Origin of the sequence: Serratia sp. JSRIV004 (assembly GCF_019968705.1) — a bacterium.
GTDB lineage: Bacteria > Pseudomonadota > Gammaproteobacteria > Enterobacterales > Enterobacteriaceae > Chania > Chania fonticola_B.
Window position 1 is genome coordinate 2,354,923 of record NZ_CP074140.1, and the last position, 12,527, is coordinate 2,367,449.

Here is a 12,527-nt window from a genome sequence, read left to right on the forward strand (position 1 = left end):
ATAATTCTTTTGGAACTATTGTTGATAGATTGGTGTCGTCCTGTGTCTGCACGCAGTGTTCCATTCACGGGCAGGTTTATCTAGAACGAAAATGCTACCAATGTCGTAATCAGGTTTCAGGAAGAAACGATGTGTAACAATTTGTGTATTTTGGGGAACTTTGTGATGCAGGTCAATAATCAAAAATGCGAAAGGCCAGCTAAGCTGGCCTTTATTATGTAAAGAAAATGTTTAAATTATGCTGGGTTTTATGACTTAGAAGCTGGCGTTACGTGGCGTTCTTGGGAACGGGATCACGTCACGGACGTTCTGCACCCCGGTCACATAGGCGATTAAACGCTCAAAACCTAAGCCAAAACCAGAATGTGGCACGGTGCCATAGCGGCGCAGGTCACGATACCACCAATAATCTTCTTTATTGAGGCCCATCTCTGCCAGACGCTGATCCAGCACATCCAGACGTTCTTCACGCTGAGAACCACCGATGATTTCACCAATGCCCGGTGCTAGCACATCCATCGCCGCAACGGTTTTGCCATCTTCGTTCATGCGCATGTAGAAGGCTTTGATATCTTTCGGGTAGTTTTTCACCACTACCGGAGCCTTGAAGTGTTGCTCGGCCAGATAGCGTTCGTGTTCAGACGACAGATCGATGCCCCAGGAAACCGGGTTCTCGAAGGTCTGGCCGGAAGCGAGCAGGATCTCGACCGCCTCGGTGTAGTCCACCTGGGCGAAATCGGAAGAGACAAAGCGCTTCAGACGGTCGATGGCGTCTTTATCTACCCGCTCAGCAAAGAATTGCAGATCGTCGGCACGTTCATCCAGCACCGCCTGGAAGACATATTTCAGCATGCTTTCGGCCAGCCCGGCAACGTCGTCCAGGGTAGCAAAGGCAACTTCCGGTTCGATCATCCAGAATTCAGCCAGGTGACGGCTGGTGTTCGAGTTCTCGGCACGGAAGGTGGGGCCAAAGGTATAAATTTTTGACAGCGCACAGGCGTAGGTTTCGCCGTTCAACTGGCCGGATACGGTCAGGAAGGCTTCTTTACCGAAGAAATCCTGGCTGAAATCGACGGCACCTTTATCAGTGCGTGGCAGGTTTTCCATATCCAGCGTGGAGACGCGGAACATTTCACCGGCACCTTCGGTATCAGAGGCGGTGATCAGTGGGGTGGAAACCCAGAAATAACCGTTCTCATGGAAGTAGCGGTGGATTGCCTGTGCCAAGGTGTGGCGAACGCGGGCAACTGCGCCAATCAGGTTGGTGCGTGGGCGCAGGTGGGCAACTTCGCGCAGGTATTCGATGCTGTGGCGTTTGGCCGCCATTGGATAGGTGTCAGGATCGTCAACCCAACCCACCACCTTGATGGCTGTGGCTTGCAGTTCGAAGCTCTGGCCTTCACCCGGCGAAGTTACCACGGTACCGGTCACTTCAATGGAACAGCCGGTGGTCAGGCGTAACACTTCGTCCTGATAATTCGGCAGAGAATCATTAACGACGGCCTGTAACGGATTAAAGCAGGAGCCGTCATAAACGGCGAGGAAGGAGATACCAGCTTTAGAATCTCTCCGGGTACGTACCCAACCGCGCACGGTGACTTCACTGTCAACCGCAGCACGACCTTGCAGTACGTCGACTACAGGCACTACGCTCATAGATTTCTCTCTTATAAGTTTTTCAGAAATAGGCTAACAACCCAAGAATTTGGGGATGTTGCTATGTTACTTGCCGCGTTGCAGAGCACAAGCAGAAATCATCAGAATGAGACAACATTTATTGCAGTGGGATAAAAAAACAGGAGGTATATAAAGGAAGAGGGGGAACGCCGGTGAGAAATGCCCACACGGTTTGTATCCCCGGCTGACTCTTGTTCTTTAATGCAGCGCCGTACAGTTCCCTCTCCCAGTGGGAGAGGGTTGGAGAGAGGGGGCACCTTAACTGGCTTTCTTCACCAGCGGCAGATCGAAGGCTTTGCGCAGCGCTTTGACAAACGCGGGGTCCTGGCAGATGGTTTTGCCTGGGCTATCGGACAGTTTGGCTACCGGCTTGCCTTTACACTCGACCAGCTTGATCACAATATTTAGCGGCTTGACGCCGGGGATATTGCAGGTCAGACGCGTGCCGATACCGAACGCCAGGTTGATGCGCCGATCAAAGTGGCGATACAACGCCAAAGCCTTATCCAGATCCAGATTGTCTGAAAACACCAGCGTCTTGCTCATGGGATCGATCCCCAATTGCTGGTAATGGGCAATGGCTTTTTCACCCCATTCGATCGGATCGCCAGAGTCGTGGCGCAGACCTTGATAGCTCTGGGCAAACTGCTTGCCGAAATCACGCAGGAACGCATCCATGGTGATACAGTCGGTCAGTGCAATGCCGAGCTGAGCGGGATATTCATCCAGCCAGGCCTGCAAGGCGGCACGTTGGCTGTTGGCCAGTACCGGGCTAATCTGTTGATGAGCCTGGAACCACTCATGGGCTTGCGTGCCAACCGGGATCAGATCCAGCCGATGCGCCAAATCGTAGTTACTGGTGCCAGCCAGATAGGGGAATTCGGTTTTCAGCGTGCTGACAATGGCCTGTTGCACCTCGCGGGAGAAGCGGCGACGGGTGCCAAAGTCCATTAGCTTGAAGCGTGAAATATCAATATCCCCGCTCAGTTGCTTGAACTGCGCCAGGTTCTGGCGCAACTGGCTAATGGCCATCTCTGGCGTGGCCTGTGGCGAACGCTGGCGGTGCACCACTTCGCTGATCACGGCCAACAACGGCACTTCCCACATAATCACTTCGCGCCAGGGGCCAGCGATACGGATATGCAATTTGCCGTCGTGATTGCTAATGCTGACCTGCTGCGGATCGTAGCGAAACTCCCGCAGCCAGCTCAGGTAATCCTGATGGAAGAAAGGCAGGCTGGAGAGATAGCGGTGTTCGGCTTCGGTTAGCGCCAACTCGCTCATCATGGCAACCTGCGCGCGGATCTCGTCGGCATATTCGCCCAGCAGTTCGTCGCCACGGCAACGAAACTCCGCCGCAACGGTAATTGCGGGGTAGCGATGGAACACTGCTTGCTGCATATGAAGCTTGTAGGCGTCAGTATCAAGCAGTGAAGTCAAAATCGGGGAAGCGTATAGAGTCATATCGCGTTACAGCATCCTCGTCAGGCGCGTGTCCAAATCCGGATAATCAAAAAAGTGGGGGGAGTATACCCGGATTATCCTGTTATTGAAGCCTCATCACACCACAAATGGCCGGAACGGGTCGAGGATAAAACGTGCCTTTATTTTACCGGGGGCATAACCTCAGCCAGAAAAAGCCATTTAATCCAATAAACTGAATGGCTTAGTTGATTTACTCATAAAAATTATGAGGTTAATTATTTTAAACACCGATTCAGATAAAACCGGTTGGCGTATAAATACTGACCCGATTGCGCCCGCTCTTCTTACAAAAATAGAGCGCTTCGTCGGCCTGTTTGATGGCTGGATGCAGTTGTGACAGGTCGCCTACGGCAGCGATACCACAGCTGATGGTAAAGCGCACCCGTTTTCCGTTGAGCAACTCCAGGCACATTTGTTGGGTTTGTTCACGCAGCGCTTCCATCATGCTGCGGGCATTTTCCAGGGAACAGTGGCCGAGCAGCAGGGCAAACTCCTCACCACCATAGCGGCAAAAGATATCGCTGGAACGGAAGGTGTTACTTAACGACTGGGCGAACATTACCAGCACTCGGTCGCCGACATCGTGGCCATAGGTATCGTTAAGACGCTTGAAGTTATCGATATCGATGAGACAGAACGCCAGCGGATAGCTACTCTGCGCAAGCATCTCACACTCGAGGAAAAATTTGCGGCGGTTATAAATGTTGGTTAAGGGATCGAAGAATGACGAGACTTCCAGCTCTTTGATTAGCTGCTGCTTTTCGTTTTCCAGCGCGATCTTGACCTGATTGTATTGTTTGAGCTGGGTGATGGCGTCACTGATGGCGATCAGCTCTTTGCTGTAAAAAGCGTCGTTGTCATCAATATTCATATCGCCTTGTGACAGGCGCAGAATATTTTTATGCGTTTTGGTCAGCCAGCGGGTGATGTTGGAACAGAAGATCATGGAAGGCAGCAGGATGAACAGGGCAATCAGCCCACTCAGAGAAATCATGCCGTAGATGGCTGTCTGGCTATCATACATTTTGGCTTCGGAAGCGGCCATCTCCAGCTCAAAGCTACGCTCATAGAGCCTTTGGGAAAGTCTGTCCATCTCCTCGATATAGCTGGCGATCAGGTTGATGTCATAGACGGTATTATGGGTAATGGCTTGATATAACCCGTCTGAAATGTTGCTGATCCGATGACTGGAGATATTTCGGAGTATCTCATCCACCAGCTCAGCAATCTGCGGATCGTTATAGGCTAGCTTTAAGAACGCCAAACGAGTACCGAGCGGGGTGAACACCCCGGTCAACTGGATGGCCTTCAGATAAGCATTCTTGCGTTCCTGGCTGCTGAGATTGACGTCGATAATCTGATCGATCAGTTCGGTCAGCGACATATTCAGCCGGTTATTAAGGCGAACGGCCTCCAAAAATAGAAATGAGTCCGCATTGATCAGCCGAGTGTCGTAGGTATAACGGTAGAAGGCTTTGGTGGTCTGGACGATATAATAGGCGCTGTTGATATTGAACAGATTGCTGTTGGCAGTATCGACTTGCGTGACCTGACGCGAATCGTTATCCAGCAGCCTTTCCATCCAATCGAGCATGGAAAGTATGGCAATCTTTTGCCGAATGCCCAAGCGCAGAGCGAGGTCGGCGTCGACATTGGATTTAACAATCGCGATTTTTTCACGTGCCTGTTGATCGGCCTGTTGCCATTCAGCTTGGGTGACGGATTTATCCGCCAGACCTAATCGTTTTAACCGGTGTGCCAGCAGTGTAGCCTGAAAGGCCTCGGCCACCTCTTTGGTCCTGCTGATTTTGTACAGATTTTCCAAGCTTTGCTCATGGCTGGCACGGGCCTTTATCAGCCCATTGGCGATAAAAACCGCAAAGGACAGCATGATGGCAAAGGTGAAGAAATAGATCAGGTATTTTACTTTCATGCCAATCTGTTTCTCCTACTGGCTCTTGAATGATTATATCATTGCTACCGCTGGTTTTCCTCCGCAATTCGGTTGCCAACGGGGACGGAACTGCGCCTGCTTAAGCATAAAATGCTGAGTTTGACGTTAAGCGAAGCGCCAGGGTAGCTGGAGCATAGCAAACCACAGCGAATGTCTGCGTGAGTCGTGTGATTTCTTGGTGCGATTTGCTGCCATTTCTGGGTTTTTTTTATAGCTGTGATACAGTTTATTCACAATCGGGCCATTGAGGTACCGCGTCGTCCTGCACAGCGGTGCGCTTCGAGTCCGGGATCTGTAACTCACTGAGACGTCAAAGGGTTTTTATGACACAACAGCCACAGGCGAAGTATCGCCACGATTATCGCGCCCCAGATTATACCATCACCGATATCGACCTGGATTTTGAACTGGATGCAGACACCACGCGCGTTACCGCCGTCAGCCAGATCAAACGGCAGGGTGCCGCCGGTGCCCCATTAACGTTGAATGGCGAAGACCTGACTCTGGTGAGTATTCAAGTTGATGGACAGCCGTGGAGCGCCTATCGCCAGCAGGAAAACCAACTGGTGATTGAACAACTACCGGCTCAGTTTACCCTGACGATCGTCAACGACATCCATCCGGCGAAAAATAGCGCGTTGGAAGGGCTATACCTGTCTGGTGAAGCGCTGTGCACCCAATGCGAGGCCGAAGGCTTCCGCCATATCACCTTCTATCTGGATCGCCCAGACGTGCTGGCCCGTTTTACTACCCGCATCGTCGCCGATAAAGCACGTTATCCGTTCCTGCTGTCGAACGGCAACCGGGTGGCTGAAGGTGACCTGGCAGACGGCCGTCACTGGGTGCAATGGCAGGATCCGTTCCCGAAACCTAGCTATCTGTTTGCGCTGGTGGCGGGGGATTTCGACGTGTTGCGCGATAGCTTCACCACCCGTTCTGGTCGTAAGGTGGCCTTGGAGCTGTTTGTCGATCGTGGCAACCTGGATCGTGCCGATTGGGCCATGACCTCGCTGAAAAATTCGATGAAGTGGGATGAAACCCGTTTTGGCCTGGAATACGATCTGGATATCTACATGATCGTCGCCGTGGATTTCTTCAACATGGGGGCGATGGAGAACAAAGGGTTAAATATCTTTAACTCGAAGTATGTGTTGGCCAAGGCAGAAACCGCCACCGACAAGGATTACCTGAATATTGAAGCGGTGATCGGCCACGAATATTTCCATAACTGGACCGGCAACCGCGTGACCTGCCGCGACTGGTTCCAGCTTAGTCTGAAAGAAGGGCTGACCGTGTTCCGCGATCAGGAGTTCAGCTCCGACCTGGGTTCCCGTTCAGTCAACCGCATCGATAACGTGCGGGTTATGCGTGGGGCGCAGTTTGCCGAAGACGCCAGCCCGATGGCGCACGCGATCCGGCCGGATAAAGTGATCGAGATGAACAACTTCTACACCTTGACGGTGTATGAGAAAGGATCCGAAGTGATCCGCATGCTGCACACGCTGCTGGGGGAACAACAGTTCCAGGCGGGGATGCAGCTCTATTTCGAACGCCACGACGGCAGTGCGGCCACCTGCGATGATTTTGTGCAGGCAATGGAAGACGCTTCCAACGTCGATCTGTCGCTGTTCCGCCGCTGGTACAGCCAGTCTGGCACGCCGCTGCTGACGGTGCGTGATGACTATAGCGCCGAGGATCAGCAATACCGCTTGCACGTCAGCCAGAAAACCGCGCCGACGGCCGATCAGCCAGAAAAACTGCCGTTGCATATTCCGCTGGATATTGAGCTTTACGACAGCGAAGGCAACGTTATTGCCTTGCAGAAAGACGGCTCTCCGGTCAATAACGTGTTGAACGTCACCGCCGCCGAACAGACTTTTGTGTTTGATGGCGTCGCGCATAAGCCGGTTCCTTCGCTGCTGCGTGAGTTCTCGGCACCGGTCAAGCTGGATTATCCGTACAGCGATCAGCAACTGACGTTCCTGATGCAGCATGCGCGTAATGAGTTTTCCCGCTGGGATGCCGCCCAGAGCCTGCTGGCCATTTACATCAAGCTGAACGTGGCCAAATATCAGCAGAAACAGCCGTTGTCGCTGCCGCTGCACGTGGCAGATGCCTTCCGGGCGGTGCTGCTGGATGAGAAGCTGGATCCGGCCCTGGCCGCGCAGATCCTCACGCTGCCATCGGAAAACGAAATTGCCGAGCTGTTCGCCATCATCGATCCGCAAGCCATCTCTGCGGTGCATGAAGCGATCACCCGTTGCCTGGCTAAAGAGCTGGCCGATGAGTGGCTGGCGGTGTATCACGCTAACAAAACTGAAGGGTACAGGGTTGAGCACGGCGATATTGCCAAGCGTTCGCTGCGTAACATTTGTCTGCACTATCTGGCTTTCGGCGATGTAGAGCAGGCTGACAAGCTGGTGGTGCAACAGTTCCAGCAGGCTGACAACATGACCGATTCGCTGGCGGCACTGGCTGCGGCGATGGGGGCACAGTTGCCTTGCCGTGATGCCTTGATGGCCGAGTTTGATGAGCGCTGGCATCACGATGGTCTGGTGATGGACAAGTGGTTCATCCTGCAGGCCACCAGCCCGGCGGCAGACGTACTCGGTAAGGTACGTTCGCTGTTGCAACACCGTTCATTCAGCCTGAGTAATCCAAACCGCACCCGCTCGTTGATTGGTGGGTTCGCTTCGGCTAACCCGGCGGCGTTCCATGCGGCAGACGGCAGCGGCTATCAGTTCCTGGTGGAGATCCTCAGCGATCTGAACAAGCGTAACCCACAGGTTGCTGCGCGGCTGATTGAACCACTGATCCGCCTGAAGCGTTACGATGCCTCTCGTCAGGCGTTGATGCGTCAGGCGCTGGAGCAGTTGAAAGGGCTGGAGAACCTGTCTGGCGATCTGTTTGAGAAGATCACCAAGGCGTTAGACGCGTAAAAGCAAGGGGGCGGCATTTGCCGTCCCCTGATTAATTTGCCACCCGGCGGGAAGTCCCAACGGTTTGCGGTGGCGCCAACACTCTTGCCAACACTTCTGCTTCCAACTCTGCCAGCTTTACCGAACCTTTTCGGCGCGGCCGTGGCAAATCAACAGTCAGATCCAGCCCGATACTTCCTTCTTCGATTAACAGCACCCGATCGGCCAGTGCGATCGCCTCGCTAACGTCATGCGTGACCAGCAGTACGGTGAAGCCATGCTGTTGCCAAAGCGTTTCGATCAGCCCCTGCATTTCAATACGCGTTAACGCATCCAGTGCCCCCAAGGGTTCATCCAACAGCAACAAACGTGGGCGATGGATCAACGCACGGGCCAGGGCGACACGCTGTTTCTGCCCGCCAGACAGCGCGGCTGGCCATTCATTGGCACGGTCGGCCAGCCCAACGGTGGTTAACGCCTGCAATGCAGCATCACGCCAGTTGCCGCTCAGGCCAAGCCCCACGTTGTCGATCACCTTTTTCCATGGCAGCAGGCGAGCATCCTGAAACATCAGACGCGTATCGTCTTTGGCGTGGCTGAGTGGGGCATTACCGCTTACCAGGGTCCCACTGTTGGCCGTTTCCAGCCCTGCGAGCAGGCGTAATAAGGTGCTTTTACCACAGCCGCTGCGGCCAACCACGGCCACAAACTGGCCCGCGGTGATGCGGAGTTGCAAATCGTCCAACACGGTGCGGTTGCCATAACGCTTGGCGATGCCTTCCAGCGTAATGGGGGTGCCTTGCGGAATACGAGTCGGGGCCGTCATTATGCTTCTCCTGATTTCAGTTGATAGGCCGGGTGCCAGCGTAACCAGACACGTTCGAGCAGTTGTGCGCAGGCATCGGCCAGTTTGCCGAGCAGGGCATACAGAATAATGGCGACCACCACTACATCGGTCTGTAGAAATTCACGGGCGTTCATTGCCAGATAGCCGATGCCAGAGTTGGCGGAGATGGTTTCGGCGACGATCAGCGTTAACCACATAAACCCGAGCGCAAAACGCACGCCGACCATGATCGAAGGCAACGCGCCGGGTAACACCACCTGCGTAAACAGGCTAAAGCCGCTCAGGCCGTAGCTGCGCGCCATTTCCAGCAGGCCACGGTCGATATTCTTGATGCCGTGATAGGTGTTCAGATAGATCGGGAATAGCGTACCCAGCGCCACCAGAAAGATTTTGGCGGACTCGTCGATGCCGAACCACAGGATCACCAGCGGGATTAGCGCCAGATGCGGCACGTTACGGATCATCTGTACCGAGCTGTCGAGCAAACGCTCTCCCCAACGGGACAGGCCGGTAATGAACCCTAGTACCAAGCCAATGCTGCCACCGATACTGAAGCCAATCAGCGCACGCCAACTGCTGATGGTCAGGTGTTGCCATAGCTCGCCACTCTTGGTTAAGGCCCAAAAGGCTGCCACCACGGCACTCGGCGCGGGCAAGATACGGTTAGACAACCAACCCGCCTCAACGGCGGTCTGCCAGCCAATCACCAGCGCTACCGGCAAAGCCCAGGGGGCCAGCCGGTGCAGAATTTGTTGTGCACCGATCGCCATCACTGTTCTCCTCAGCTTTGTGACACTTTTTGTGGGATATAGATATTGGCGACCGCTTCGCCCTGTGGCTTGATCGCACGCAACTGGGTCGGTTGTTCGCTGGTCGCCAGATCGAGATGTGGGAACAGCAGTTCACCTACGCGATAGGCCTCTTCCAGATGCGGGTAACCGGAAAGAATAAAGGTGTCGATGCCCAGATCGGCATATTCCTGAATGCGCTCAGCGACCGTCGGACCATCGCCCACCAACGCAGTGCCCGCACCGCCACGCACCAATCCGACACCGGCCCACAGGTTAGGGCTGATTTCCAGATTGTCTTTCTTGCCACCGTGTAAGGCCGCCATACGCTGTTGGCCAACGGAGTCGAAGCGGGCAAAAGCTTTCTGTGCATCCGCAATGGTTTGATCATCGAGGTTGGCGATCAAACGGTCGGCCGCCTGCCAGGCTTCTGCGGTGGTTTCGCGCACGATAACGTGCAGGCGAATACCGAAGCGGACTTTGCGCCCCAGGGCCGCTGCTTTGGCTCGTACTTCCTCTATTTTTTCTTTCACCTGGGCAGGGGGTTCTCCCCAGGTCAGATACAGCTCGACCTGCTCGGCTGCCAGATCCTGTGCCGCCTCAGAGGAGCCGCCAAAATACAGCGGTGGGCGAGGTTGCTGCACCGGCGGGAACAACAGCTTGGCACCTTTTACCTGAATATGCTTACCGGCGAAATCGACAGTTTCACCTTCCAGCACTTTGCGCCATACGTGGGTAAACTCGGCGGAGGCTTCATAGCGTTCGGTGTGGTTAAGGTGCAAACCTTCCGCTGCCAGCTCTTCCGGATCGCCACCGGTCACCAGATTGAATAGGGCGCGGCCGTTGGAAAGCCGATCCAGCGTGGCGGCCTGCCTGGCTGCCAAGGTCGGGGAGATGATGCCGGGGCGCAGGGCCACCAGGAATTTCAGCCGCTGCGTGACCGGAATTAATGAAGCGGCAACCAGCCAAGAGTCTTCGCAAGAGCGCCCCGTTGGGATCAGCACGCCGCCGAAACCAAGCCGGTCAGCGGCCTGGGCGATCTGCTGAAGATAACCGTAATCGACCGCCCGTGCCCCTTCTGAACTCCCGAGATAGTGGCCATCGCCGTGAGTCGGTAAAAACCAGAATACGTTAATGCTCATAGGGTTCTCTCCTGATTATTGTGCGGCTGGATGCCAGACGCGTTGAGAAATATCGACCTGCACCGGAACCAACCGGTTGGCGAAAAAGAGATCGGCGGTTTTTTGCTGGGCAGCAATGGTGGCGTCCCCTAGGGGTTTGATGGCCGTCGGTGGGCGATGATCCAGATAGCTGGCAATTACCGCTTCCGGTAAGCCCATCGCCTTGGCCAGCAAGGTAATGCTCTGCGCCCGATCGCTATGCGTCAGCGCATCGGCCTGGGTCAGCACCGCCAGCACCTGCTGGATGAACGGACCGTTGGCTTCGGTATAAGGGCGAGCGGCCAGGTAGAAAGAACCGGTCTGGTTCAGTTCGCTGCCATCGGTCAATACCCGCACTCCGCCTTGCAGCAACGCGGCAGAATAGTAGGGATCCCAGATCACCCAGGCATCGACGTTGCCCTGTTGGAAGGCCGCTCTGGCATCGGCGGGCGTCAGATAAACCGGTTGGATATCGGTAAACCTCAGGCCGTCCCTTTGCAGTGCCCGCAGTAGCAGGTTGTGTGAACTGGAGCCTTTCTGGAAGGCCACTTTATGGCCTTTCAACTCGGCGACGCTGTGGATCGGGCTATTTTCCGGCACCAGGATCACTTCCGCCTTGGGTTTTGGCGGCTCTACGCCGACGTACAGCAGGTCGGCCCCGGCGGCTTGGGCAAAGATAGGCGGGATATCGCCGGTGCTGCCCAGATCGATGCTGCCGACGTTCAGCGCCTCGAGCATCTGCGGGCCCGCCGGGAATTCGATCCAACTGATGTTGGTGGCAGGAAAGCGTTGTTCCAGCAACTGGTGGGTTTTGGCCAACACCAGACTCACCGAGCCTTTTTGATAGCCAATACGAAACTGAGCAGGCGCGTTATCTTGTGCGACGGCGGTATTGTTCAGCGCCAGCGCCATAATGGCGGCCAGCGCACCGGTGTTAAGCCAACGGCGGAAAGAGAGGGGCATGATGATTTCCTTAGGCGGTTAGGCAGTTTGCCGGGTTAACAGAGAGGCGGCGGTGTTTGGCACCGGCGGTTTACGGCGGTTGAGCGCCAGATAAAAACTGTCCAACGCTTCGTTCAGGCGTGCGGCCACCCCATCGGATAGCTGGGCCTGTTCACCGTTAAGTACTATCTGGCCGTCATCGGCAAACACGCCGTGCAGCACTTCCTGGGCTTTCAGCGCCGTCAACACTGGCTTCAACGCATAGTCCACCGCCAGCATGTGGCCAATGGAGCCGCCGGTGGCCAGCGGCAAAACCACTTTGTGTTCCAGCGCGCGTTCAGGAAGCAGATCGAGTAAGGTTTTCAGCGCGCCAGAAAACGATGCCTTATAAACCGGCGTGGCGATCAAGAGGCCATCCGCAGCGGCAAGTTGCGCGGCGAAGGCTTTAATATCAGGGCTGTTAAAATTGGCGCGCAGCAGGTCTTCCGCCTGAAAATCGTGCAGGGTATAGGGGATCACTTCCACCTGCTGCTGTTGTAGCCAGCGTTGGCTCAGTTGTAACAGCGCCGCCGAGCGTGAGGGGAGCCTTGGGCTGCCAGCTAGGGATAAAACGCGCATCGCCACTCCTTATATCAAAAAGTTATCAATGTTAAATTAATGTTCGTAAAGTGTTTTAAAGCTAACAGCAAAAGGGGGTGATTTTTAAATCTCATTTTTTGATTTTGATATGCGTAAAGGGGGAAAAGCGGGGAAGTA

General features: G+C 54.7%; 9 protein-coding genes. 1 reads left to right on the forward strand and 8 read right to left on the reverse strand.

Annotation, left to right across the window (positions count from 1 at the left end):
* Positions 1-255: 255 nt before the first annotated feature.
* The 3 genes from asnS to KGP21_RS11215 all read right to left on the reverse strand — a co-directional run bounded on the left by asnS (position 256) and on the right by KGP21_RS11215 (position 5,095).
* Entirely contained in the window at positions 256-1,656 is a 1,401-nt protein-coding gene (gene asnS / locus KGP21_RS11205; protein WP_209522274.1) for an asparagine--tRNA ligase, read from the reverse strand.
* Between the two features lie 279 nt (positions 1,657-1,935).
* Positions 1,936-3,141: a nicotinate phosphoribosyltransferase gene (gene pncB / locus KGP21_RS11210; RefSeq protein ID WP_037375001.1), complete on the reverse strand. Its 1,206-nt coding sequence runs from the start codon at positions 3,139-3,141 to the stop codon at positions 1,936-1,938.
* 253 nt (positions 3,142-3,394) lie between these two features.
* Positions 3,395-5,095 carry a GGDEF domain-containing protein gene (locus KGP21_RS11215; protein WP_021804895.1) on the reverse strand — a complete coding sequence of 567 codons (1,701 nt, stop codon included), beginning with the start codon at positions 5,093-5,095 and terminating at the stop codon, positions 3,395-3,397.
* Between the two features lie 344 nt (positions 5,096-5,439).
* Here KGP21_RS11215 and pepN point away from each other — a divergent pair, with 344 nt between their 5' ends.
* Entirely contained in the window at positions 5,440-8,055 is a 2,616-nt protein-coding gene (gene pepN, locus KGP21_RS11220; RefSeq protein WP_179247838.1) for an aminopeptidase N, read from the forward strand.
* Between the two features lie 31 nt (positions 8,056-8,086).
* On the opposite strand, the gene ssuB is transcribed toward pepN, so the two are convergent.
* Genes ssuB through ssuE form a run of 5 tightly spaced genes read right to left on the reverse strand, consistent with a single transcriptional unit; the run spans position 8,087 to position 12,389 of the window.
* Entirely contained in the window at positions 8,087-8,860 is a 774-nt protein-coding gene (ssuB, locus tag KGP21_RS11225; RefSeq protein WP_223538182.1) for an aliphatic sulfonates ABC transporter ATP-binding protein, read from the reverse strand.
* Complete coding sequence (gene ssuC, locus KGP21_RS11230) at positions 8,860-9,651, reverse strand: aliphatic sulfonate ABC transporter permease SsuC (protein WP_046808141.1); 792 nt, start codon at positions 9,649-9,651, stop codon at positions 8,860-8,862. The genes ssuB and ssuC overlap by 1 nt, the downstream gene beginning before the upstream one ends.
* A gap of 11 nt (positions 9,652-9,662) precedes the next feature.
* Positions 9,663-10,811, reverse strand: coding sequence for an FMNH2-dependent alkanesulfonate monooxygenase (gene ssuD, locus KGP21_RS11235; RefSeq protein ID WP_179247839.1), 1,149 nt, complete (start codon positions 10,809-10,811; stop codon positions 9,663-9,665).
* 15 nt (positions 10,812-10,826) lie between these two features.
* Positions 10,827-11,792, reverse strand: a complete 966-nt coding sequence (locus KGP21_RS11240; protein ID WP_115159653.1) for a sulfonate ABC transporter substrate-binding protein — start codon at positions 11,790-11,792, stop codon at positions 10,827-10,829.
* Positions 11,793-11,810: 18 nt separating this feature from the next.
* Positions 11,811-12,389 carry an NADPH-dependent FMN reductase gene (gene ssuE, locus KGP21_RS11245; RefSeq protein ID WP_223538184.1) on the reverse strand — a complete coding sequence of 193 codons (579 nt, stop codon included), beginning with the start codon at positions 12,387-12,389 and terminating at the stop codon, positions 11,811-11,813.
* Positions 12,390-12,527: the final 138 nt, after the last annotated feature.